General features: G+C 70.9%; 19 protein-coding genes. 12 read left to right on the forward strand and 7 right to left on the reverse strand.

Going from position 1 to position 24,361, the window contains the following annotated elements:
• Nucleotides 1-63: 63 nt before the first annotated feature.
• From OG896_RS26270 to OG896_RS26280, 3 genes are read left to right on the forward strand one after another with little or no spacing between them, the layout of a single operon-like run.
• Entirely contained in the window at nucleotides 64-693 is a 630-nt protein-coding gene (locus tag OG896_RS26270; RefSeq protein WP_328464348.1) for an SACE_7040 family transcriptional regulator, read from the forward strand.
• 33 nt (nucleotides 694-726) lie between these two features.
• Entirely contained in the window at nucleotides 727-1,884 is a 1,158-nt protein-coding gene (locus tag OG896_RS26275; protein ID WP_329369255.1) for an acyl-CoA dehydrogenase family protein, read from the forward strand.
• Nucleotides 1,881-2,765 (forward strand): acyl-CoA thioesterase, encoded by an 885-nt coding sequence (locus OG896_RS26280; protein WP_329369257.1) that lies wholly within the window; start codon nucleotides 1,881-1,883, stop codon nucleotides 2,763-2,765. Before OG896_RS26275 ends, OG896_RS26280 begins: the two co-directional genes overlap by 4 nt.
• Nucleotides 2,766-2,864: 99 nt before the next feature.
• On the opposite strand, the gene OG896_RS26285 is transcribed toward OG896_RS26280, so the two are convergent.
• Nucleotides 2,865-3,749 carry a phosphatase gene (locus OG896_RS26285; protein WP_329369258.1) on the reverse strand — a complete coding sequence of 295 codons (885 nt, stop codon included), beginning with the start codon at nucleotides 3,747-3,749 and terminating at the stop codon, nucleotides 2,865-2,867.
• 186 nt (nucleotides 3,750-3,935) lie between these two features.
• Here OG896_RS26285 and speB point away from each other — a divergent pair, with 186 nt between their 5' ends.
• A complete protein-coding gene (speB, locus tag OG896_RS26290) occupies nucleotides 3,936-4,895 on the forward strand; it encodes an agmatinase (RefSeq protein ID WP_328464344.1) in 960 nt (319 codons plus the stop codon).
• Between the two features lie 161 nt (nucleotides 4,896-5,056).
• A complete protein-coding gene (locus OG896_RS26295; RefSeq protein ID WP_329369259.1) occupies nucleotides 5,057-8,956 on the forward strand; it encodes an ABC transporter ATP-binding protein in 3,900 nt (1,299 codons plus the stop codon).
• Between the two features lie 69 nt (nucleotides 8,957-9,025).
• On the opposite strand, the gene OG896_RS26300 is transcribed toward OG896_RS26295, so the two are convergent.
• The 4 genes from OG896_RS26300 to OG896_RS26315 all read right to left on the reverse strand — a co-directional run bounded on the left by OG896_RS26300 (nucleotide 9,026) and on the right by OG896_RS26315 (nucleotide 13,073).
• Complete coding sequence (locus OG896_RS26300; protein ID WP_329369261.1) at nucleotides 9,026-9,928, reverse strand: LysR family transcriptional regulator; 903 nt, start codon at nucleotides 9,926-9,928, stop codon at nucleotides 9,026-9,028.
• Between the two features lie 94 nt (nucleotides 9,929-10,022).
• The gene (locus tag OG896_RS26305) at nucleotides 10,023-10,820 is read right to left on the reverse strand and encodes a sugar phosphate isomerase/epimerase family protein (RefSeq protein WP_329369263.1); all 798 of its coding nucleotides are present in this window, start codon (nucleotides 10,818-10,820) and stop codon (nucleotides 10,023-10,025) included.
• Between the two features lie 138 nt (nucleotides 10,821-10,958).
• The gene (locus OG896_RS26310) at nucleotides 10,959-11,879 is read right to left on the reverse strand and encodes a bifunctional helix-turn-helix transcriptional regulator/GNAT family N-acetyltransferase (protein ID WP_329369264.1); all 921 of its coding nucleotides are present in this window, start codon (nucleotides 11,877-11,879) and stop codon (nucleotides 10,959-10,961) included.
• 96 nt (nucleotides 11,880-11,975) lie between these two features.
• Nucleotides 11,976-13,073, reverse strand: a complete 1,098-nt coding sequence (locus OG896_RS26315; protein WP_329369266.1) for a LacI family DNA-binding transcriptional regulator — start codon at nucleotides 13,071-13,073, stop codon at nucleotides 11,976-11,978.
• A gap of 287 nt (nucleotides 13,074-13,360) precedes the next feature.
• Between OG896_RS26315 and OG896_RS26320 the strand changes: the two genes are divergently transcribed.
• From OG896_RS26320 to OG896_RS26350, 7 genes are all read left to right on the forward strand, one after another.
• The gene (locus OG896_RS26320; RefSeq protein ID WP_328464334.1) at nucleotides 13,361-14,512 is read left to right on the forward strand and encodes a Gfo/Idh/MocA family protein; all 1,152 of its coding nucleotides are present in this window, start codon (nucleotides 13,361-13,363) and stop codon (nucleotides 14,510-14,512) included.
• Nucleotides 14,509-15,672 carry a dihydrodipicolinate synthase family protein gene (locus OG896_RS26325; RefSeq protein ID WP_329369268.1) on the forward strand — a complete coding sequence of 388 codons (1,164 nt, stop codon included), beginning with the start codon at nucleotides 14,509-14,511 and terminating at the stop codon, nucleotides 15,670-15,672. Before OG896_RS26320 ends, OG896_RS26325 begins: the two co-directional genes overlap by 4 nt.
• Nucleotides 15,669-16,520, forward strand: coding sequence for a sugar phosphate isomerase/epimerase family protein (locus tag OG896_RS26330; RefSeq protein ID WP_329369270.1), 852 nt, complete (start codon nucleotides 15,669-15,671; stop codon nucleotides 16,518-16,520). Before OG896_RS26325 ends, OG896_RS26330 begins: the two co-directional genes overlap by 4 nt.
• Nucleotides 16,521-16,810: 290 nt before the next feature.
• Nucleotides 16,811-19,033, forward strand: coding sequence for an SF1B family DNA helicase RecD2 (gene recD2 / locus OG896_RS26335; protein WP_329369272.1), 2,223 nt, complete (start codon nucleotides 16,811-16,813; stop codon nucleotides 19,031-19,033).
• Nucleotides 19,034-19,157: 124 nt separating this feature from the next.
• Nucleotides 19,158-20,447 carry a citrate synthase gene (locus OG896_RS26340; protein WP_329369273.1) on the forward strand — a complete coding sequence of 430 codons (1,290 nt, stop codon included), beginning with the start codon at nucleotides 19,158-19,160 and terminating at the stop codon, nucleotides 20,445-20,447.
• Between the two features lie 407 nt (nucleotides 20,448-20,854).
• Entirely contained in the window at nucleotides 20,855-21,601 is a 747-nt protein-coding gene (locus OG896_RS26345; protein ID WP_329369275.1) for an SDR family NAD(P)-dependent oxidoreductase, read from the forward strand.
• Nucleotides 21,602-21,880: 279 nt separating this feature from the next.
• Entirely contained in the window at nucleotides 21,881-22,792 is a 912-nt protein-coding gene (locus OG896_RS26350; protein ID WP_329369276.1) for a DedA family protein, read from the forward strand.
• 93 nt (nucleotides 22,793-22,885) lie between these two features.
• On the opposite strand, the gene OG896_RS26355 is transcribed toward OG896_RS26350, so the two are convergent.
• Both OG896_RS26355 and OG896_RS26360 read right to left on the reverse strand, forming a co-directional pair.
• Nucleotides 22,886-23,089 carry a MarR family transcriptional regulator gene (locus OG896_RS26355; protein WP_328464320.1) on the reverse strand — a complete coding sequence of 68 codons (204 nt, stop codon included), beginning with the start codon at nucleotides 23,087-23,089 and terminating at the stop codon, nucleotides 22,886-22,888.
• 264 nt (nucleotides 23,090-23,353) lie between these two features.
• Nucleotides 23,354-24,208 (reverse strand): class II fructose-bisphosphate aldolase, encoded by an 855-nt coding sequence (locus OG896_RS26360; RefSeq protein ID WP_329369277.1) that lies wholly within the window; start codon nucleotides 24,206-24,208, stop codon nucleotides 23,354-23,356.
• Nucleotides 24,209-24,361 lie beyond the last annotated feature (153 nt).

The raw sequence follows: 24,361 nt of genomic DNA on the forward strand, positions 1-24,361 counted from the left end.
GCGAGCGTTAACCTGATGACTCCACGTTAACGCTCGCTAACGGGATTGTCTAGACTCGATTTCATGAGTCCGACCAAGGCTGTGGAAAACCGGCGCGAGCAGATCCTCCGAGAGGCCGCGCGGCTCTTCGCCGAGCGCGGGTTCCACGGAGTCGGCGTGGACGAGATAGGGGCCGCGGTCGGCATCAGCGGCCCCGGGCTGTACCGGCACTTCGCCGGGAAGGACGCGATGCTCGCCGAGTTGCTGGTCGGGATCAGCGGGCGTTTGCTGGCCGCGGGCCGGATGCGGGTCGCGGAGACCACGGAGCCCGCCGAGACGCTGGACGCGCTGATCCGCGGCCACATCGACTTCGCCATCGACGACCGGCCGCTCATCACCCTGCACGACCGCGAGCTGGACCGGCTGCGCGAATCCGACCGCAAACTCGTCCGCCAGCTCCAGCGGCAGTATGTGGAGGAATGGGTGGCGGTGGTCCGCCGGGTGTACCCCGGCGCCACCGAACTGGAGGCCCGAGCCGCTGTCCACGCCGTGTTCGGCCTGCTCAACTCCACGCCCCACCTCGGCGCGCAGTCCGGTCTGCCCGACCGCGCCGGGATGGCCGCTCTTCTGCACCGCCTCGCGCTCAGCGCGCTGGACGCCCTCGGCGGCGGCCCTGCCCTGGACAGCGGTGACGACCGGCGGGTAACTTTCTGAGCGCTTGCTTAATTCTCGGATGGGAGGCGCGCTGTGCGTCGTACGGTGTTCAACGAGGACCACGAGGCGTTCCGCGAGACGATACGCGCCTTCATCGAGGCCGAGGTCGTCCCCGTCTACGACGAGTGGCTGGCGGCCGGGCAGATACCGCGTGAGTTCTACTACAAGCTCGGTGAGCTCGGTGTGTTCGGCATCGAGGTGCCCGAGGAGTTCGGCGGCGCGGGCGAGCGCAGCTTCAAGTTCCAGGCCGTGATCGGCGAGGAGCTGGCCCGCGCCGGTGTCAGCTTCGGCGGCAGCAGCGTGCACGTCGGCCTCTGCCTGCCGTACGTGATGGCGTACGGCACCCAGGAGCAGAAGAAGCGCTGGCTGCCCGGCTTCGTCAGCGGCGAGACCATGTTCGCCATCGCGATGACCGAGCCCGGCACCGGCTCCGACCTGGCCGGCATGAAGACCACCGCGAAACTCGCCGACGACCGCAGCCACTACGTCCTCAACGGCGCGAAGACCTTCATCACCGGCGGCGTCCACGCCGACCGCGTGATCGTCTGCGCCCGCACCGCCCCGCCCACTCCCGAGGACCGCCGCGCCGGCATCTCGCTCTTCGTCGTCGACACCAAGTCCGACGGCTACGCGGTCGGCCGCAAGCTGGACAAGCTCGGCCTGAAGACCTCCGACACCGCGGAGCTGTCCTTCACCGACGTCCGCGTGCCGGTGGAGGACCTGCTGGGCGAGGAGGGCAAGGGCTTCTCCTACCTCGGTCAGAACCTGCCGCAGGAGCGACTCGCCATCGCGGCCGGCGCCCACGCCCAGGCCGCGGCCGCGATCCGCTTCGCGCAGGCGTACGTCCAGGACCGCACCGTCTTCGGCAAGACCGTCGCGTCGTTCCAGAACACCAAGTTCGAACTCGCCGCCTGCAAGGCCGAGGTCGACGCCGCCGAGGCCGTCGTGGACCGCGCGCTCGAAGCCCACGACCGGCGCGAGCTGTCCGCCGCCGACGCCGCCTCGGCCAAGCTCTTCTGCACCGAGGTCGCCGCCCGTGTCATCGACCGCTGCCTCCAGCTGCACGGCGGATACGGTTACATGAACGAGTACCCGATCGCCCGCCTCTACGCGGACAACCGGGTCAACCGGATCTACGGCGGGACCAGTGAGGTCATGAAGTCGATCATCGCCAAGTCGATGGGCCTGTGAACGAGAAACCGACACCCCTGCAGTCCCTGCTCGGCCTCCTCGACCTGGAGCGGATCGAGCAGGACATCTTCCGCGGCTTCAGCCGCTCGGCCGTGGTGCCGCGCGTCTTCGGCGGGCAGGTCGCCGCGCAGGCCCTGGTCGCCGCCGGCCGCACCGTGCCCGAGGAGCGCGCCGCACACTCCCTGCACGCGTACTTCCTGCGGCCCGGCGACCCGGGCGCGCCGATCGTCTACCAGGTGGACCGGATTCGCGACGGCCGCTCCTTCACCACCCGGCGGGTCGTCGCGATCCAGCACGGCCAGCCGATCTTCCACCTGTCGGCGTCCTTCCAGATCCATGAGGACGGCCTGGAGCACCAGGAGGCGATGCCGTCGGCGCCCGACCCCGAGATGCTCCCCGGCGCCGACGAACTGCTGCCGGCCCACGCCGACAAGTTCCCCGATCCGACGGTCATCGACCGGCTGCTCGAAGCGCGGGCCGCCGTCGACCTGCGCTATGTCGAGGACCCGCCCTTCCTCACCGCGGGCGTGCGCCGCGAACCGCGCTCCCAGGTGTGGTTCCGCACCCGTGGCAAGCTCGCCGACGACCCCTTGCTGCACGTCTGCCTGGCCACCTATGTGTCGGACATGACGCTGCTCGACTCGGTGCTCCTCGCGCACGGGCGCGGCGGCTGGGCGGTCGGCGACGTGGTGGGCGCCAGCCTCGACCACGCCATGTGGTTCCACCGCCCCTTCCGCGCCGACGAGTGGCTGCTGTACGACCAGCAGAGCCCGTCCGCCTCGGGCGGACGCGGGCTGGGCACCGCGCGCATCTACACGCAGGACGGCGCACTGGCCGTGTCGGTGATCCAGGAGGGCCTGGTCCGGGTGCCGTGGGACTGAGGCCGGCGCGCCCCGCAGAGGGTCCCGGTCGGCGATAGGGGGGCGGGGTCGGCGATCGGGGTCGGTGTCCGGGCTCCGACGCTCCCTGGTCCCCGGTTCCTAGTCGCGGGTCTTGCGGGTTCTGGTCCTTCGGGTCCGGGGGTCCGGGCGGTGCCGGCCGCCACCGCCCGGCCGGGGCGCCGCCGGGCGGCGCCGCAGGTCGGCCGCGTCCAGCAGGTAGGAGGCCATCGGCGCGTAGAAGTGCGGCTGCACGTTGTCGTCGAGCGGCACGCTCACCAGGACGCTGCCCTCGGACTCGCCGACGAACAGCGCCGGGTCGTTGGAGTCCGCGAAGCCGACCGTGTCGATACCGCGCGCCCCCGCGCAGCCCGCCCAGCCGTGGTCGGCCACCACCAGGTCGGGCAGCCCCCGCCCGTCGCGCTCCAGGGCGTTGAGCACCTCGGTCATCGGTTCCGGTGAGTGGGTGTGCACCAGGCCGCCACCCCGGTGCAGCATGAAGACACCGCCGAGGTAGCGGATCTCGCCGCCGTCCGCGTACAGGTTCTCCGCCGGTCCGACCACCTGGCAGCCGACCGCCCGCAAGGCCCCGGCAAGTACGTTGTGGACCGCGAACAATCCCGCGGGATGCCCGCTGGCCAGCAGGACCGTGGAGCGGCTCTCCGCCGCCTTCTTCAGCACCTCCGCCATACGGTCCAGGCCGTCGACGGTCAGCTCAGGGTCGATGGTGTCCTGCCCGTGCACGTGCTCGGGGTCGGCGACCACCCCGCAGCGCTCCGCCATCAACTCCAGCACCGCCGACTCCTCGGTCCACCGGTCACCGAGTTCCAACCCGAACCAGAAGTAGCGGTTGCCCTCGGCGAGCTCCCGGTAGTGGTCGAGGTTGTTCTCGCGCGTGGTCGCGACGTCTCCGGCGATCCGGGTGCGTATCAGGTGCGAGACGAGGGCCTGGCGGGTGGGGGTGGCAGGCAGCGGGTCCATGGGCATGGAGACATTCTCCCGCCCCCGCGTCCCGGTATGCGACGTGCCCCGGATCGACGCCGAGGCGTAATCACCGTCGCCGATTGGAGGAAACGTACATTTCGGGGGCCGATGGGGGGCCGTAGGGTCGGCGGGCACCGGCCGTACCGAGAAGCGCCGTACCGAACCGCCACACCGAGAAGAGGCAGCCACATGAGCAGCGCCCAGCCGCGCGGCCCCGTCGACTCCTCGCGTGTCCCGCGCTACGCGGGCCCCGCGACCTTCGCCCGCCTGCCCCGGCTCGACGAGGTGGGCAGTGCGGACGTCGCGGTCGTCGGCGTGCCCTTCGACACCGGGGTGTCCTACCGCCCCGGCGCGCGGTTCGGCGGCAACGCCATCCGCGAGGCGTCCCGGCTGCTGCGCCCGTACAACCCGGCGCAGGACGCCGCCCCCTTCGCGCTTGCCCAGGTGGCCGACGCGGGCGACATCGCCGCCAACCCGTTCGACATCGGTGAGGCGGTCGAGACCATCCAGACCGCCGCAGACGACCTGCTGGCGACCGGTGCCCGCCTCATGACCCTCGGCGGCGACCACACCGTCGCCCTGCCGCTGCTGCGCGCGGTCGCCCGCCGGCACGGGCCGGTGGCCCTGCTCCACTTCGACGCGCACCTCGACACCTGGGACACGTACTTCGGCGCCGCGTACACCCACGGGACGCCGTTCCGCCGCGCGGTCGAGGAGGGCATCCTCGACACCTCGGCGCTCTCCCACGTCGGAACCCGCGGCCCGCTGTACGGCAGGAAGGACCTCGACGACGACGAGAAGATGGGCTTCGGCATCGTCACCTCCGCCGACGTGATGCGCCGCGGCGTCGACGAGGTCGCCCAGCAGCTGCGGGAGCGGATCGGCGACCGGCCGCTGTACATCTCGGTGGACATCGACGTCCTCGACCCCGCGCACGCCCCCGGCACCGGGACCCCGGAAGCCGGCGGCCTCACCTCACGCGAGCTCCTGGAGATCCTGCGCGGCCTGTCCGGCTGCCATCTGGTGTCGGCCGACGTGGTGGAGGTCGCCCCGGCCTACGACCACGCGGAGATCACCTCGGTCGCCGCTTCCCACACCGCCTACGAGCTCACGACGATCATGGCCCGGCAGATCGCGGCGGCCCGCTGAGCCGTCCGAATCACTCGAAGTGATTACGACCAAGGTCGCACTCATGTGCGACCTTGGTCGTTGGTTTTGTTGCGGGAGGATGAAACGCGCGGTGCGGCGCGTTGGGAGCGTCGGCAGGACAAGCGGCGGCGGGTCGCGGGACGAACGTGGTGGAGGACGGCGTGGCGAAGGCGAGACCGGGGGCAGCGGCTGAGGACGGCCCCGAGCAGGGCTGGCTCCGGAGGCTGAGCGGCTATGCCTGGCGGTACAAGCGCAGCGTGCTGCTGTCGCTCGGCGCGTCCCTCGCGGGCATGGGCGTCACCGCCCTGGTCCCGCTGGTTCCCAAGCTGATCATCGACGACGTCATCGTCAAGCACGACAGGCCGCTCGCGCCGTGGGCCATCGCCCTGGTGGTCGCCGCTGTCGTCGTTTACGTGCTGACGTACCTGCGGCGGTTCTACGGCGGGCGCCTCGCCCTCGACGTCCAGCACGACCTGCGGGACGAGATGTTCCGGTCGATCATGCGGCTCGACGGCCGCCGCCAGGACGAGCTGAGCACCGGGCAGGTCGTCGGCCGCGCCACCAGCGACCTCCAACTGATCCAGGGGCTGCTGTTCATGCTGCCCGTCATGATCGGCAACCTGCTGCTCTTCCTGCTCTCCCTCGTGGTGATGCTCGTCCTCTCCCCGGTGCTGACCCTGGTCGCGCTGGCCGTCGCCCCCGCGCTGTGGTTCATCGCCGACCGCTCCCGCAAGCGGCTGTTCCCCGCCACCTGGTACGCCCAGGGCCAGGCGGCGGCAGTCGCCGGCGTCGTCGACGGGTCGGTCACCGGGGTGCGGGTGGTCAAGGGCTTCGGCCAGGAACAGCAGGAGATGGGCAAGCTGCAGAAGGTCAGCCGCCGCCTCTTCGCGGGCCGGCTGCGCACCGTCCGGCTCAGCGCCCGCTACACGCCGGCGCTCCAGGCGGTCCCCTCGCTCGGCCAGATTGGCATGCTCGCGCTCGGCGGTTGGATGGCCACCCGCGGTCAGATCACCCTGGGCACCTTCGTCGCCTTCTCCACCTACCTCGCCCAGCTCACCGGCCCGGTCCGGATGCTCACCATGATGCTGACCGTCGGCCAGCAGGCCCGCGCCGGAGTCGAGCGCGTCCTCGAACTCATCGACACCCGCCCCACCCTCGACGAGGGCACCAAGACCCTCCCGCCGGGCGCCCCCGCCACCGTCGACTTCGACAACGTCTCCTTCGGCTACAGCGCCCAGCGCCCGGTCCTCGACGGCTTCGACCTGAGCATCGAGCCCGGCGAGACGGTCGCCGTCGTCGGCGCCTCCGGCTCCGGCAAGTCGACCGTCTCCCTGCTGCTGCCCCGGATGTACGACGTGACCGGCGGCGCCGTGCGGATCGGCGGTGTGGACGTCCGCGAGCTGACCTTCGAGTCGCTGCGCTCCGCGATCGGGCTGGTGCCCGAGGACAGCTTCCTGTTCTCCGACACCGTGCGGGCCAACATCGCCTACGGCAAGCCCGACGCGACCGACGAGGAGGTCCTGGCGGCCACCCGCGCCTCCCAGGCCCACGACTTCATCACCGCACTGCCCGACGGCTACGACACGGTCGTCGGCGAGCAGGGCCTGACCCTCTCCGGCGGCCAGCGGCAGCGCGTCGCCCTGGCCCGCGCGATCCTCACCGACCCGAGGCTGCTGCTCCTGGACGACGCCACGTCCGCGGTGGACGCCCGGGTCGAGGCGGAGATCTTCGACGCCCTGCGCCAGGTGATGCGCGGCCGTACGACGCTGCTGATCGCCCACCGCCGCTCCACCCTGGCCCTCGCCGACCGGATCGCGGTCCTGGACGCGGGGCGCCTGGCCGACCTGGGTACCCACGACGAACTCCAGGCGCGCAGCCCGCTCTACCGCGCGTTGCTCACCGACCCCGAGGCGCTCGGCGCCGACGTGGTCGACCTCGACCCGGCCGGCGCCGCTGTGTCGCGGACCGTCGAGCGGTGCGGACACGAGATGGCCGCGGACGGCACCTGCGCCGACCCGGAGTGCCTGCTGCTGGCCGAGGAAGAAGCGGTGGCCGAGGCCGAATCGGTGCGGGACGCGGCCGCGGGCATCACCCCGGAACTGTGGCCCGAGCACCTCCGGGTGGACGAGGACGACGATCCGTCCGGCGGCGGCACATCGGTGCCGGCGGCCGCGCGCAGGACCGCGGCGGGCCCGGGCGGAATGGCCGGCGCGCTCGCGGGGATGCCCGCCACTCCGGAACTCCTCGCCAAGGTCGCCGCCTTGCCGCCCGCCCTCGACACCCCCGACATCGACGAGGAGCGGGCTCGCTCCGCCGACCAGACATTCGGGCTCGGCAGCATGCTCCGCGGTTTTCGCACCCCGCTGCTGCTCAGCCTGCTGCTCGTCGCGATCGACGCGATCGCCGGACTGCTGCTGCCGGTCCTGATCCGGCACGGCATCGACGCGGGCGTGCGCAGGCAGGCGCTGGACGCGGTCTGGGTGGCCTCCTTGCTCGGCCTGGCACTGGTCCTGCTGCAGTGGGTGGTGGAGTGGGGCTCGACCCTGCTCACCGGCCGCACCGGCGAACGCGTCCTGTACACCCTGCGCGTGAAGATCTTCGCCCATCTGCACCGGCTCGGACTGGACTTCTACGAGCGGGAGCTGTCCGGCCGCATCATGACCCGGATGACCACGGACGTGGACGCCCTGTCCACCTTCCTGCAGACCGGTCTGGTCACGGCGCTGGTCAGCGTGCTGACCTTCGTCGGCATCCTGGTGGCCCTGCTCGCCATCGACGTGCAGCTCGCTCTGCTGGTCTTCGCCACCCTGCCCCTGCTGGTGATCGCCACCTGGGTCTTCCGCCGCAAGTCCGTGCGCGCGTACGAGTCCGCCCGCGAGCGGATCGCCGTCGTCAACGCCGACCTGCAGGAACACGTGGCCGGTCTGCGCGTGGTCCAGGCGTTCCGCGGTGAGCAGCACGGCGCCCGGCGCTTCCTCAGCCGCAGCGACGAATACCGCACGGCCCGGGTCCGCGGCCAGTTCCTGATCTCGGTGTACTTCCCGTTCGTACAGCTGCTGTCCAGCGTGGCGGCCGCGCTCGTGCTGATCGTCGGCGCCCACCGGGTCAACGCGGGCACCCTGACCGCGGGCGCCTTGGTCGCCTACCTGCTCTACATCGACCTGTTCTTCTCCCCGGTGCAGCAGCTCTCCCAGGTCTTCGACGGCTTCCAGCAGGCCTCGGTCTCGCTCGGCCGCATCCGTGAACTGCTGCGCCGGCCCACCACCACACCGCAGGCCCGGGACCCGCGGCCGGTGCACCGCCTGCGCGGCGAGATCACCTTCCAGGACGTCTTCTTCCGCTACGGCGGCGCCGGCGCCGAAGGAACCGACGCCCTGGCCGGTATCGACCTGCGGGTGCCCGCCGGCCAGACCGTCGCCTTCGTCGGCGAGACCGGTGCGGGCAAGTCCACGCTGGTCAAACTCGCCGCTCGGTACTACGACCCGACCGGCGGTGCCGTCCTCGTCGACGGCACCGACATCCGCGAGTTCGATCTGACCGGCTATCGGCAGCAGTTGGGCGTCGTCCCCCAGGAGCCGTACCTGTTCGCGGGCACCATCCGCGACGCCATCGCCTACGGGCGGATGGACGCGACCGATGCCGAGGTGGAGGCCGCCGCCCGCGCGGTGGGCGCCGACGGGATGATCGCCTCCCTCGAAGGCGGCTACCTCCACCACGTCGCCGAACGCGGCCGGAACCTGTCCGCGGGCCAGCGCCAGCTCATTGCCCTGGCCCGCGCCGAACTCGTCGACCCCGCCGTCCTGCTGCTCGACGAGGCCACCGCGGCACTCGACCTCGCCACCGAGGCACTGGTCAACCAGGCCGCCGACCGGCTGTCCGTCCGCCGCACCACCCTCGTGGTCGCGCACCGGCTCAGCACCGCGGCCCGGGCCGACCGGGTCGTGGTCCTCGACCACGGCCGTGTCGTCGAGGACGGCACCCACGAGGAACTCCTCGCCCGCGACGGTCGGTACGCCGGGCTCTGGCGCACTTTCACCGGCGAGGTCCGTTCGGCGGCCTGACCTCCGCCGCCGCGAACCCGTCACCCGGCCCGTCACCCAGCCGTCACCCAGTCCGGGTGACGGGCCGGGCTACGCGGCCTGCTGCCAGTGCGCCCGGAGCGTGTCGACGGCGGCCGTGATCGACGGCCGCCGCGCCGCGCCCTTCCGCCACAGCGCGTACAACCGCCGCACCGGCGCGGGCTCCAGCCGCAGCACCCGCACCCCCTCGGGCAGCGGCCCCCGGCCCAGCCGAGGCACCAGCGCGATGCCCAACCCGGCCGCCACCAGTGCGACCTGCGTGCCGTACTCCCCGACCTGGTACGCCATGTCCGGTTCGGTACCGGACTCCCGCAGCGTCCGCACCAGCCAGTCGTGGCACACCGAGCCCGGCGGCTGGCAGATCCACCGCTCCCGCGCGATGTCCGTCCGCAGCACCGACCCCCTTGCCGCCAAAGGGTGTTCGGCGGGCACCAGCACATCGCACCGGTCATCACCGATGACCGCTCGCCCCAGCCCGTCCGGCACGGGGAGCGGCGCGATGTCCCAGTCGTGCGCCACCGCCAGGTCCACCGCGCCCCGCAGCACCAGATCGACCGACAGGTGAGCGTCCACCTCCACCAGCCGCAGATCCAGCACCGGGTGCGCGGCGGCCAACTCGGCCAGCACCGGCGGCAGCAGCCCACAGGCCGCGGTTGGGAACGCCGCCACCGTCAGCCGCCCGCTCGGCCGGCCGCGCTGCTCCTCCAGCGCGACCTCGGCCGACTCCACCACCCGCATCAACTCCTGCGCCGCGGCCACCAGCAGCCGCGCCGCATCAGTCAGCGCCACCCCGCGGCCCTGCCGCTCCAGCAGTACCGACCCGGCCTCGCGCTCCAGCTTCGCGATCTGCTGGGACACCGCCGACGGTGTGTACCCCAGCGCCGCGGCCGCAGCACCGATCGAGCCGTGCGTGTGCACCGCGTGCAGCGCTCTCAGCCGTCCCAGATCGAGCACGCCCGCGTTCTCCCTTCCCTCTCCTGGCCGACGCCCGTCCGGGCCGGGCCCGTCGCCGACCGGCGCTCCAGCGCGCCCGTACTCCTCGGGCCGCTCAGGCCGACTCCGACAGCAGCCGAACCAGATGCTCCCGCCCGGCCTCCAGCAGACCCGGCAACTCCTCCGCCTGCGGATACCACCTCTTCTCGTACTCCCAGCACAGCCAGCCGTCCCACTCGGCGCGGCTGAGCACCTCGACCGTCTCGGCCAGCGGCAGCGCCCCCTTGCCGAGCGGCAGCGGCGTCCGATCCTCCGTCGAGGCGATGTCCTTGACCTGCACGTAGCCCAGGTAGGGCGCCAGCGCCGGGTACGTCGAGGACGGCTGCTCCCCGGCGAGCCACGTGTGCATCACGTCCCAGATCGCGCCCACGGCGTGGTGCCCGACGGTGCCCAACACCCTCGCCACGTCGGCGCCGGACCGATGCGAGTCGTGTGTCTCCAGCAGCACTCGGACCCCTCGGTCGGCCGCGAGCGGCGCCACCGCGGCCAGCCGCCGTTCTGCGAGGGCGTCCGCCTCGGCGGCGGCCAGGTCGCCGCCACCCGGGAAGACCCGGACGAAGGACGCGCCCAGGTCCGCGGCCAGGTCCACCGCGGCCTCTACCTCGGCCAGCACCGGACCGTCCTCGCCGGGTGCCGCCATTTTCGCGTAGGCGGCGACAGTGAGAACGGCGATGTCGGCCGCCGCGAACTGCTCGACCACGCGGGCACGTTCACCTGCGGAAATCCCCGGGTGGACCGGTTCCTCCTCGCTCGCGCGCAACTCGACGCCGTGGTAGCCATGGTCTGCCGCGAGCCGTACGACCTGCTCGATGGGCAACGCGGGAAGTCCGAGGGTGGAGAAGGCGAGTTTCATTCGCCGGACACTAGGCACGGGCCCGCCCGCGGTCAACCGGGGTCAGGTATCCCTGAGCCGCCGTGCCGCCTGCGTATCACGCCTGATACGACCTCCTTTCGGCTGTGGCCTCGGCTTCGGAGCGGCTTCCTGATTCGGCTACAGGGCCAGACGCCAGTCCTGGCCCATCAGCTCCCGGCCGAAGCTGCGGTGCGGTTTCTGGGCGACCAGTTCGAACCCGGCCCGCTCGTAGATCCTTCGGGCGCCGGCCAGCACGTCATTGGTCCACAGGACGAGTTCGGTGTAGGCGGCCTGGCGGGCGAAGGCGATGCACGTGTCCACCAACCGCCCACCTATCCCGTGGCCACGCGCTGCCGGATCGACCAGCAGCAGTCGCAGCCGCGCGGTATCGGGCGCGTCGTCCCGCATGCAGAACACACATCCCGCCCGCTCGCCGTCGAGTTCGGCCACCCACATCGCCTCGCGCTGCGGATCGTGGTCCGACGCGTAGTCCGCGACGATGCGCGCGACGAGGGTTTCGTAGTCCTCGTCCCAGCCGTATTCCGTCGCGTACACCGCGGCGTTGCGCTCGATCGCCCACCCAAGATCGCCCGGGCGGGGGGCACGCAGGGTCACGCGCGGGCCAGTGGTGATCCGGTGGTCGTCGTGCAGGATCTCGCGGACCGTGCTCATCGCATCGGTCAGCCGCGGCCGGTCCTCCGGGGCTATCCGGCCGACCAGGGAGCCCACGGCCTCCTGTGAGCGCTCCTCCAGCAGCGAGGCCGCTTCCTTCCCCCGTGCGGTCAGCTCTATCCGCTGCCTTCTCGCGTCCTGCTCGGAGGGCCTTCGGGTGACGAGCTGCCGCTCCTCGAACTTCGACAGCATCCGGCTGAGATGGCCCGCGTCGAGCGACAACTCCATCCGCAGGTCAGCAGCGTCGGTGCGCCGCGCGTGCGCGAGTTCGTACAGCACGCGAGCCTCGGTGAGCGTGAACGGTGTGTGCAGGTGGCGGCTGTAGTCGAGCGCGCCGATGAGGTTGGTGTAGAACCGGTTGAACTCGCGGATCTCCTGAACTGCCATGACGACCTCGGCCTTCCGTAATTCCTTTGCCTGAGTCAAAGGTATGCCCGTGCCGAGGCTGTGCGGAAGTCCCTTTTTCCAGCCTGTGGATAACTTTCAGCGAGCGGTGGCCGCCGGCGGCGCGGTGGAGCTGCGGACCATCAGCTCGGTGGTCACGGTGGCGACCGAGCCGGGCGGCGGGGCCGACCGCCCCAGTACCAGCCGGCCGGCCCGCGCGCCGGCCTCATGGAGCGGGATGCGGACCGTGGTCAGCGCCGGCGAGGCGTCCGCAGAGAACGGCAGGTCGTCGAAGCCCGCCACCGAAATGTCGCCGGGCACGCTCAGCCCGCGATCGCGCAGGGCGGCGCACACTCCGAGCGCCGCCGTGTCGTTGGCGGCCACGATCGCGGTCACCGTGGGGTCCTTGCGCAGGAGTTCCAGCGCGCCGTCGTAACCGGAGGAGCGGTCGTATCCGCCGTGTACGACGGGTTGGCCCGGGATCTCGCCGGGGTCTGCCCCGTTCGAGGTCTGCGGCGCGAGCCCGTGAGCGGCCAGCGCCGCGCGGTGGCCTTCGAGCCGGTGCCGTGTCGTGCTGCGCTCGACCGGGCCGGCGACGCAGCCGATCCGGCGGTGCCCCAGTGACAGCAGGTGCTCGGTCAGTCGCCGCGCCCCGCCGCGGTTGTCGAAGGCGATGGTCATGATGCCCGGCGCGGTTTCGGGCAGCGGGGGGCGACCGCACAGCACGATCCGGGTGCCGGAGGACGCCAGCCGGGCCAGCCGGGTGGCCACCGCGGCGGTGTGCCGCTCATCCTCGACCGCGCCGCCGGTCAGCACCACGCCGGCCGCGCGCTGGCGTTCGAGCAGGGTGAGATAGGTGAGTTCGGACTCGGGTGATCCACCGGTGTTGCAGACGACCGCGAGCTTGCCGCCGCTCGGGGGGTTGCCGGGACCGGCGGCGATCTCGCGCTGCAAGGCGCTGGCGATCAGGCCGAAGAAGGGGTCTGCCACGTCGTTGACGAGGACGCCGACGAGATCGGAGCTGGCCGCCGCGAGTGCCCTCGCCTGCCCGTTGACGACGTAGTCCAGCTCCGCCACGGCCCGCCGCACCCGTTCCCGGGTGCTGCCGGCCACAGGGTAGTTTCCGTTGAGCACCCGGGAGACGGTCGCCGACGACACTCCCGCGCGTGCCGCGACGTCGGCCAGTGTCACTGCCATATCGGTCCTGACCTCCTTGTGCGGCGGCCGGGATCGTGACCACCCGGCCCGGCGTCGTACGGCCGCCGACCACCGCGGCACATGCTCTCACCTCGATGGCGCGCGCGGCAGCGGCACCATCCTCGAATGGTCCACCATGCCAGCAAGCGCTTACATTCGCATCCAGGAGAGGGTTGTCCATCGCCACCCTTGCAAGCTAGCGTGACGCGGAAGAAAGCGCTTGCTATACGTGAGTACCTCACAGCCGGCCTTCGCGCCGCACCCCCAACCGCTCAGGAGAGGCCCCCATGACACGCAAGACCGTGCGGATCGCCATGAACGGCGTCACCGGACGCATGGGCTATCGGCAGCACCTGGTCCGATCCATCCTCAGTCTGCGCGAGCAGGGCGGCCTCGACCTCGGCGACGGCACCGTTCTGTGGCCGGAGCCGATCCTGGTCGGCCGCCGAGAGCACGCACTGCGCGCGATCGCCGAGCAGCACGGCATCGAGCACTGGACCACCGACCTCGACGCCGTGCTCACCGACCCCTCGGTCGAGATCTACTTCGACGCGCAGGTGACCTCCGCCCGTGAGGAGGCCGTCAAGCAGGCCATCGCGGCGGGCAAACACATCTACTGCGAAAAGCCGACCAGCACCACGCTGGCCGGGGCTCTTGAACTCGCCAGGCTCGCCAACGAGGCCGGCGTCAAGCACGGAGTGGTGCAGGACAAGCTCTTCCTGCCCGGCCTGCGCAAGCTCCGACGCCTGGTCGAAGGCGGCTTCTTCGGCCAGATCCTCTCCGTCCGCGGTGAGTTCGGCTACTGGGTCTTCGAGGGCGACTGGCAGAGCGCACAGCGTCCGTCGTGGAACTACCGCACCGAGGACGGCGGCGGCATCGTGGCGGACATGTTCCCGCACTGGGACTACGTGCTGCACGAGTTGTTCGGCCGGGTGCGCAGCGTGCAGGCGCTCGCCACCACGCACATCCCGCAGCGCTGGGACGAGCAGGGCAAGCCGTACGACGCCACCGCGGACGACGCCGCCTACGGCGTCTTCGAGCTGGAGGGCGGTGCGATCGCGCAGATCAACTCCTCCTGGGCGGTGCGGGTCAACCGGGACGAACTCGTCGAGTTCCAGGTGGACGGTACCCATGGCTCCGCCGTCGCAGGTCTGCGCAACTGCCGCGCCCAGCACCGCTCGGCCACCCCCAAGCCGGTCTGGAACCCCGACCTGCCCGCCACGGAGTCCTTCCGCGACCAGTGGCAGGAAGTTCCCGACAACGCCGACTTCGACAACGGCTTCAAGGCCCAGTGGGAGCTCTTCCTGCGCCACGTGGTGCTCGACGAGCCGTGGCGGTGGGACCTGCTGGCCGGCGCCCGAGGCGTGCAACTCGCCGAACTCGGCCTGAAGTCCTCCGCGGAAGGCCGCCGCTTCGAGGTCCCGGAGCTGTCGCTGTGACCATCCTGCTGCCCGACGTGTCGGGCGAACCACGCGCCTACCAGCCCAGGACGGAGTCGGTCGTCCACTCCGCCGGCCTGCCGCTGCGCAGCAGGGTGGTGTACTCGGCGGCCCATGTCGTCGCCGACCCGCTGCGCACCGCCGCCGACGCACCCGCGGCCGTCGACTGGGACGCGACCCTCGCGTTCCGCCGCCACCTGTGGAGCCATGGGCTCGGGGTGGCCGAGGCGATGGACACCGCACAGCGCGGGATGGGCCTGGACTGGCCGGTCGCGGCGGAGCTGATTCGACGATCATCCGCCGAGGCGCGCGCGGTGGGCGGCCGGATCGCCTGCGGTGTCGGCACCGACCAACTCGCCGGTCCTGCCGCCTCCGAGGTGACCCTGGTCGAGGTCACGGCTGCCTACGAGGAGCAGCTGGCGGTGGTGGAAGCGGCCGGCTCGCAGGCCATCCTCATGGCCTCGCGTGCCCTGGCCGCCGTCGCCAAGGGGCCGGACGACTACCTGGAGGTCTACGGGCACCTGCTGCGGCAGTCCGCGGAACCGGTGATCCTGCACTGGCTCGGCCCGATGTTCGACCCCGCGCTCGCCGGCTACTGGGGGAGCGACGACCTCGACGCCGCGACCGAGACGTTCCTGGAGGTGATCACCGCCCATCCGGACAAGGTCGACGGCATCAAGATCTCGCTGCTCGACGCGGACCGCGAGGTCGCGCTGCGCCGCCGCCTGCCGGAAGGAGTGCGCTGCTACACCGGCGACGACTTCAACTACCCCGAGCTGATCGAGGGCGACGACGAGGGCTTCAGCCACGCCCTGCTCGGCATCTTCGACCCGCTCGCACCGCTGGCCGCCGCCGCGGTCAGCGCACTGGACACGGGGGACGTGGCAGGGTTCCGAGGGCTGCTGGACCCGACCGTCGGCCTGTCCCGGCACCTCTTCGAGGCGCCCACCCGCTTCTACAAGACCGGTGTGGTCCTGCTCGCCTGGCTGGCGGGACACCAGGAGCACTTCACCATGGTCGGTGGCCTCCAGTCCGCGCGCTCCCTCCCGCACCTCGCGCGGGCGTACGAACTCGCCGACCGGGTCGGGCTGTTCCCCGACCCCGCACTCGCCGAAGCCCGGATGCGCGGGCTGTTGGCCGTATACGGAGTGGACGCATGACCGAGACCCAGGCCGCCGCACAGGGCCTTGAGCGCCTCAGCATCAACCAGGAGACCCTCAAGCAGTGGTCACTGCCCGAACTCGCCGAGGGCTGTGCGGCTCTCGGCATCACGTCGGTCGGGTTGTGGCGCGCGCCGGTCCAGGAGTACGGCGTGCGGGACGCGGCCGCGCTGATGAGCGACCACGGGATCAACGTCACCTCGCTGTGCCGCGGCGGCTTCTTCAGCGCGTCCGACCCGGTACGCCGGGCCGAGGCGCTCGACGACAACCGTGCGGCGATCGACGAGGCAGCCGTGCTCGGCACCGGCACCCTGGTGCTGGTCTCCGGAGGTCTGCCCGAGGGCGACCGCGACATCGCCGCCGCCAGGGAGCGGGTCGCGGACGCGATCGGTGCGCTCGTGCCGTACGCGGCGGAACGTGGTGTGCGGCTGGCGATCGAGCCCTTGCACCCGATGTTCGCCTCGGACCGCTGCGTGGTCTCGACCCTGGGCCAGGCCCTGGACATCGCGGAGCGTTTCGCGCCCGAACACGTCGGCGTCGTGGTGGACACCTACCACCTGTGGTGGGACGACCGTGCGGAGGCGGGGATCGCCCGGGCCGGTGCGGGCGGCCGGATCGCGTGCTTCCAGGTCGCGGACTGGGTGACGCCGCTGCCCGAAGGGGTGTTGCTCGGACGCGGACAACTCGGTGACGGCTGTGTCGATCTGCGGGGATTCCGCGCGCGGGTCGACGAGGCCGGGTACCGGGGACAGGTGGAGGTGGAGATCTTCAACCCCGCCTTGTGGGCCAGGAAGGGCACGGAGGTGCTTGCGGAGGTCGCGGAAAGGTACCGGCAGCACGTGCTCTGAGAAGATCTTGGAATTTTGTCGTCCGCGGTACAACCCTTCCTCCACCTGGCGTGTCGTACATGGCATCAGGGCTCCTGGAGGGGGTTCAAGGAGCCCGGCTGGTACGCCCGAGGGGGGCTTCGGGAGTACAGGGGGAGGGAAGAGGGGTCCGGCTTCGGCCGGGCCCCTCTCCGCTTGTCCCTGCTTGCCATCGGGGTTGTCCACAGCCGCACGGGTGACCGACGACGCGGTGTCGGTCACGGCGAGTACCTTCGGAGCAGATCACCGACCGGCCCGAAGGGAGCCCGCAGATGGGTGAGGCGCCGCACCTTTCGGTCCTGGAGGGCGTCCTCGAGCGGATCACGTACGCCAACGAGGACAACGGCTACACGGTCGCGCGCGTCGACACCGGCCGCGGTTCCGGCGATCTCCTCACGGTGGTCGGTGCCCTGCTCGGCGCACAGCCCGGCGAGTCCCTGCGGATGCACGGCCGATGGGGCTCCCACCCGCAGTACGGCAAGCAGTTCACCGTGGAGAACTACACGACGGTCCTGCCGGCCACGATCCAGGGCATTCGCCGCTACCTCGGCTCGGGGCTTATCAAGGGGATCGGGCCGCGCATCGCCGAGCGCATCGTGGATCACTTCGGTACCGACACCCTGGAGGTCATCGAGACCGAGGCCGCCCGCCTGGTCGAGGTGCCAGGACTCGGGCCGAAGCGGACGAAGTTGATCGCCGTCGCGTGGGAGGAGCAGAAGGCGATCAAGGAGGTGATGGTGTTCCTCCAGGGCGTGGGGGTGTCCACGTCGATCGCCGTGCGGATCTACAAGAGTTACGGCGACGCCTCGATCTCCGTGGTGAAGAACCAGCCGTATCGCCTTGCCTCCGAGGTGTGGGGCATCGGGTTCCTGACCGCAGACCGGCTCGCCCAGGCGGTGGGCATCCCGCACGACAGCCCTGAGCGGGTCAAGGCCGGTCTTCAGTACGCCCTTTCGCAGGCCACCGACGGCGGCAACTGCTTCCTGCCCGAGGAGCGGCTGATAGCCGATGCGGTGAAGCTGCTCCAGGTGGACATCGGCCTGGTGATCGAGTGCCTGGGGGAGTTGGCCGACGAGGAGGGGGTGGTGCGTGAGCGCGTGCCGTCGCCCGACGGCGACGGCGAGCCGATCAAGGCGGTGTACCTGGTGCCGTTCCATCGCGCGGAGATAGCGCTCGCCGCCCAGGTGCTGAGGCTGCTGCGCGGCCCGGAGGACCGTATGCCGGCCTTCCAGGACGTGGCCTGGGACAAGGCGCTGTCCTGGCTCGCTGACAAGACCGGTGCGGATCTCGCCCCCGAGCAGCAGGAAGCGGTGCGGTTGGCGCTCACGCAGAAAGTGGCGGTGCTCACCGGCGGTCCGGGCTGCGGCAAGTCGTTCACGGTGCGCTCAGTGGTCGCCCTCGCCACGGCCAAGAAGGCCAAGGTGGTGCTTGCCGCGCCCACCGGCCGGGCTGCCAAGCGGCTCGCCGAGCTGACCGGAGCCGCCGCGTCGACCGTGCACCGCCTGCTGGAACTCAAGCCGGGCGGCGACGCGGCCTACGACCGCGACCGGCCGCTCGACGCGGACCTGGTGGTGGTCGACGAGGCGTCGATGCTGGACCTGCTGCTGGCGAACAAGCTGGTGAAGGCGGTGCCTCCGGGGGCGCACCTGCTGTTCGTCGGCGATGTGGACCAGCTGCCGAGCGTGGGCGCGGGGGAGGTGCTGCGGGATCTGCTGACACCGGGCGGGCCGGTCCCGGCAGTGCGGCTCACCCGTATCTTCCGCCAGGCCCAGCAGTCCGGTGTGGTGACGAACGCGCACCGGATCAACTCCGGGGTGCCACCGGTCACCCAGGGGCTGGCCGATTTCTTCCTCTTCGCCGAAGAGGACTCGGAGGAGGCGGCCAGGCTGACAGTGGACGTGGTGGCCCGGCGAATTCCGGCCAGGTTCGGTCTCGACCCGCGCCGCGACGTCCAGGTGCTCACCCCCATGCACCGCGGCCCGGCCGGCGCGGGCGTGCTCAACGGACTGCTCCAGCAGGCCGTCACGCCGGCTCGCCCCGATGTGGCCGAGCGCCGGTTCGGCGGGCGCACCTTCCGGGTCGGCGACAAGGTAACCCAGATCAGAAACAACTACGACAAGGGCGCCAACGGCGTCTTCAACGGCACCGTGGGGGTCGTCACCAGCCTCGACGCGGTCGAGCAGCGGCTGACGGTGCGGACCGACGAGGACGAAGAGGTCGGCTACGACTTCGACGAGCTGGACGAGTTGACGCATGCCTACGCGGTCACGATCCACCGTTCGCAGGGCAGCGAGTATCCGGCAGTAGTGATCCCCGTCACTACCGGCGCCTGGATGATGCTCCAGCGCAACCTGCTTTACACCGCCGTCACCCGGGCGAAACGCCTGGTCGTGCTGGTGGGCTCCCGTCGTGCGATCGGGCAGGCGGTGCGCACGGTCTCCGCGGGTCGCCGCTTCACCGCTCTCGACCATCGGCTTGATCTGGGCGCAAAATAGGCACTCCGTGCCACTTTTCGGCCCGATGGCCGACCCCGAGTGCACACCCCAGTGCCAAATGGGGGACAGTGGACCTAGTCAGGGCACCTCGAAGAAGAGGCAAAACCGTCGGTGAGGGAATGACGTGAGCGACAACTCTGTAGTACTGCGGTACGGGGACGGCGAATACAGCTACCCCGTTGTGGACAGCACCGTCGGCGACAAGGGCTTCGACATCGGCAAGCTGCGTGCCGACACCGGGCTGGTCACCCTGGACAGCGGCTACGGCAACACCGCGGCGTACAAGTCCGCGATCACCTTCCTCGACGGTGAGCAGGGCATCCTGCGTTACCGCGGGTATCCGATCGAGCAGATCGCCGAACGCGGTTCCTTCCTGGAGACCGCGTACCTGCTGATCAACGGTGAGCTGCCGACCGTCGACCAGCTCTCGGAGTTCCAGGGCCAGATCACCCAGCACACCCTGCTGCACGAGGACGTCAAACGGTTCTATGACGGCTTCCCCAGGGACGCCCACCCGATGGCGATGCTGTCCTCCGTGGTCAGCGCGCTGTCGACGTTCTACCAGGACAGCCACAACCCGTTCGACCCCGAGCAGCGCGACCTGTCCACGATCCGGCTGCTCGCCAAGCTGCCGACCATCGCGGCGTACGCGTACAAGAAGTCCGTCGGCCAGCCGGTGGTCTACCCGCGCAACGACCTGGGCTACGTCGAGAACTTCCTGCGGATGACCTTCTCCGTCCCGGCCGAGGAGTACGAACTCGACCCGGTCGTGGTCAGCGCCCTGGACAAGCTGCTCATCCTCCACGCCGACCACGAGCAGAACTGCTCGACGTCCACGGTCCGGCTGGTCGGCTCCTCGCAGGCCAACCTGTTCGCCTCGATCTCCGCCGGCATCAGCGCGCTGTGGGGGCCGCTGCACGGTGGCGCGAACCAGTCGGTGCTGGAGATGCTGGAGCGCATCAAGGCCGAGGGCGGCGACGTCGACTCCTTCATCCGCCGGGTGAAGAACAAGGAAGACGGCGTGAAGCTGATGGGCTTCGGGCACCGCGTCTACAAGAACTTCGACCCCCGGGCGAAGATCATCAAGGCGGCGGCGCACGACGTCCTCTCGGCGCTCGGGAAGTCCGACGAGCTGCTGGACATCGCGCTCAAGCTGGAAGAGCACGCGCTCAGCGACGACTACTTCGTGTCGCGCAAGCTCTACCCCAACGTGGACTTCTACACCGGCCTGATCTACCGGGCGATGGGCTTCCCGACCAGCATGTTCACCGTGCTGTTCGCGCTCGGTCGGCTGCCCGGCTGGATCGCCCAGTGGCACGAGATGATCAAGGAGCCTGGCTCCCGCATCGGTCGGCCGCGGCAGATCTACACCGGTGTCGTCACCCGCGACTACATCCCGGTCGAGGCCCGCTGACCTGGGCACACGCACAAAGAGAGCGCCCCGCGACGGATCCCCCCACGGGTCCGGCACGGGGCGCTCCCGTTTCCCGGAGCGGATCCCCCCACGGGTCCGTACCGGGCGTTTTTCGGCGGCTGCGCCAAGCCGGGACGATAGGGCCGGGAGGGCCGCTCAAGCTCCCCGGCGTCGCCCCGGCGACGCAACTCGATCCATCCCCCAAGACGGACCGTACCTCAACCCCCCGCACCGGCTCCGCCGGGGGCCGGTGTTCAAGACATAAGACCCACGAAACACCGTAATGGTTACGTTCCAAGTGGTGTGATCTACGTCTCTTTGGTGAAGGTGTTTTCGCAGGCTACCCCGCGCGCTGCCGGTCCAGTGCGATCCCGTAGCGTGCTGTTTCTCCTCGAGGGGCGGAGCACATGGCAGAGAACGGGACAGCGGTCCGGGACATCGTGGTGACCGGTGGCGGCACGGGCATCGGCCTGGCCATCGCGATCCGGTTCGCGGAGGACGGCCACCGCGTCACGATCGTCGGCCGCCGCCGCGAGGTGCTGCACGCCGCCGCGGACGAGTTGCGTACCGAACGCGGCCTGGATGTCACCCCCGTCGTCTGCGATCTGGCCGATCCCGACGACGTGGAGGCGGTCCTGTCGCAACTGCCCGAGCGGGTCGACGTCCTGGTCAACAGTGCGGGCAGCCGTGAGCTCGCGGTCGGCGCCGGCCCGCACGGGCTGCTGGCCCGCTGGCGCGGCGACTTCGAGCGGAATGTCCTGACGGCGGTGCTGCTCACCGAGTCGTTGCGGGACCGCTTCACCGACGGCGGCCGCGTCGTGACGGTGACCTCGGTCGCCGCACTGCGCGGCGGTGGCTCCTACGGGGCCTCCAAGGCCGCTCTGCACGCCTGGAACCACTCCCTGGCCGCCCAACTCGGTCCGCAGGGCGTCACGTGCAACATCGTGGCTCCTGGGACGGTGGCGGGCACCGAGTTCTTCGGGTCGCGGCTCAACGACGCCGAGCTGACCCGGCGCGCCGGGCGCACCCTGGTCGGCCGGGTCGGGCGGCCTGCGGACGTTGCGGCGGCAGTGCTCTTCCTGGCCTCCCCGGAGGCGGGCTTCGTCACCGGGGAGATCCTCCAGTGCAACGGCGGCGAGTTGCTCGGGCGCTGACCCTTGGTCTGGGTCCTGCCGGGCCGGCGCGCCTGGCCCCCTGGCCCCGCCTCGTCTCCGGCGCCCGGGTGTGTTCGGCGGCGCCGTCTGCTCCTCGCACCAACTCGATCCCGCCACCTCACCGAGCGTCTCCACCCACAGGAGTAGGACCGCTGCGCCCCGAGGATGAGATTTCCGGGGAATCGGCGGAGAAGTGTCCCTACACCGCCAAACCCGCTTGCCGTGCCCCCGGAACCGCTGTCAGCGTTGATTCCAGGGGGTGGGAAGAGGGGCGGTGATATGGACGTTGCACTGAACGTGTCGTCATTGGACTTCACCTCAGGTCTCGCCGAGCACCTGCGGGGTGGCAACGTCTTCTGGGCGTACGCGCTGCTGGCCGCGACGACGGCTCCGCCGCTCGTACCCAACGCCGTGTTGCTCGTCACCGGCGGTGTGATGGCGGCTGAGGGCCGCCTGGACATCGCCCTCGTGCTTCTCGTGGTGGCGGGCAGCGCCGTCCTCGGCGACATGCTGCTGCACCGCGCCGGACGCGCGCTCAGCGGCCGGGTGCTGCAACGCATGCGCCGCCGGCCCCGCCAGGCGGCCCTCCTCAAATGGGCGGCCCTGCGCATTCAGCGACACGGGGTGCCCTTCGTCATAGGCGTCCGCTTCCTGCCCAGTGGCCGGGTGATAGGCGGCCTGGCGGCGGGCGTCGTACGCTATCCGGCTCGGCGGTACGCGATCGGTGCGGGCGTGGCGGAGGCGGTGTGGGCGTCATATTCGGTGGGGGCCGGCTACATCAGCGGTCGGGCCGCCTCGAACTCGTTCTACGCGCTCTCCCTGGGACTCGGCATATCCCTGCTGGTCGCAGGGGTCGGCACGATCGTCCAGTGGGTCTCGCGCGGCCGGGACCGCAGGCGCGGTGAAACCGCCCGGCCCTCGCCTGTCGTGGCGGCGTCCCTCGTGGCCGGCGTGGGTGGCGGTGCGGCCGGCGTCGCGACGGTTGCCGGTGGTTCTGGCAGCACCTTGGCCCCGAACCCGCTCCCGCCCCCCACACCGGCCGCAGCGGCTTCCTCGGTGCCCGTCCCACCCGAGCGACCACCGCCCCTCTCGGTGCCGACTGAGGGCAGGGAGATTCTGCCCTCCCCACTGCCGCCCCCGGACAATGACGCGGATGACAGTTCCTGTCCGCTGACCGGGCGCGGTACGTAGCCATGTCCGGGCCGGGGCGCACCCCCGGCCCTCTTCCCGGCCCGCGCGCGGTGCGTCCTTGTTGCCGCCGCGGGTCGGGCCGTCCCGTGGGGCTCAGCCGGGGTCCCGGCGTCCCCTGTTGCCTGGGCGCCTGGCGCTCCACGACCGAATCGTGTCCGCGTACCAGAAGGGCTTCCCGCCCCGCACCACGTCGGGGTCCGGCAGGTGCCCGTGTTTGCGGTAGGAGCGCACGGTGTCGACCTGCACGCGGATATGGGCTGCGATGTCCGCGTACGACCACAGAGTCCGATCGGTCATGAAGAACCTCCATGCGACAGGGATGTCGATCAGCACCTTCGTCCGGTCAACGACGGGGTGCGACGACCGCATGCGGTTGTTGATCTTCTGTGACACGGAACCCGTGTAACGGTGACATCCCAGGTCACCGCAGGTACGACTGAAGTGTTGATCACACCGGAACTGTTATCGGTCACTCGTTCGAGTCAACCGCGGGTGCGGATCGTTTCGGGTCGGCGAGGTTGCGGGAGACTTCGAGTGCGGGACGATCTCGCTTCGTTCGCTTCAGTCCTTCTGCTCGGGCTCGCCGGCCACGACTCGCAGCATGTGGGCGGCGGTGGCAGTCATCGCGTCGCGTGCCGGGCGCAGGTAGCGGCGCGGGTCGACCGCCGTGGGGTTGGCTGCGAGATGGTCGCGTACGGCGGTGGTGAAGGCGATGTTGAGTGCCGTGCCGATGTTGACCTTCGACATTCCTGCGGCGACCGCCCGCCGCAGTTCGCCGTCGGACACACCGGACGAGCCGTGCAGGACCAGCGGCACGCCCACGGACTCGCGCAGCCGGCCGATGAGTTCGTGGTCGAGGTGGGCAGTGCGCTCGGTCATGGCGTGCGAACTGCCGACCGCGACGGCCAGTGAGTCCACACCAGTGGCGGCGGTGAAGGATGCCGCTTCCGCCGGGTCGGTGCGCACTCCCGGGGCGTGCGCGCCGTCCTTGCCGCCGACCTCGCCGAGTTCGGCCTCCACCCACACCCCGTGGGTGTGGGCGAACTCGGTGATGCGGGCGGTGGCGCTGACGTTCTGCTCGTAGGGCAGGACGGACGCGTCGAACATCACCGAGGTCACGCCGGCGGCGACCCCGGCACGGAGAAGCGCCTCGTCCTCCACGTGGTCCAGGTGGAGGGAGACGGGCACGGATGCCGCTGCGGCGACGGCAGCCGCGCCGGCGAGCACACCGTCGAGGCGGCCGCCGTGGAACTTCACGGCGTTCTCGCTGATCTGGAGGATGACGGGCAGGCCGGTCTGCTCGGCGGCGGCGGTGATCGCCTCGGCGTGCTCCAGGGTGATCACGTTGAAGGCGGCCACGCCACCACCGGACGCGTGGGCGGCGAGGACGAGTTCGGCGGTGGCGGCGGTCGGCATGCGGGCTTCCTCGGGGTCCGGGTCCCCCTGGGCGGCGCGGGGACCGGTGGGTCGGCACGGAACGTGCCGACGGTTCGGGCGGGTTGATCAGCCGTGGGAGCGGCGGACGGGAGGTGCGGAGCGGGTGCGGACGGAATCGGACGGATCGTCAGC

The organism is Streptomyces sp. NBC_00669, assembly GCF_036226785.1.
Classification (GTDB): domain Bacteria; phylum Actinomycetota; class Actinomycetes; order Streptomycetales; family Streptomycetaceae; genus Actinacidiphila.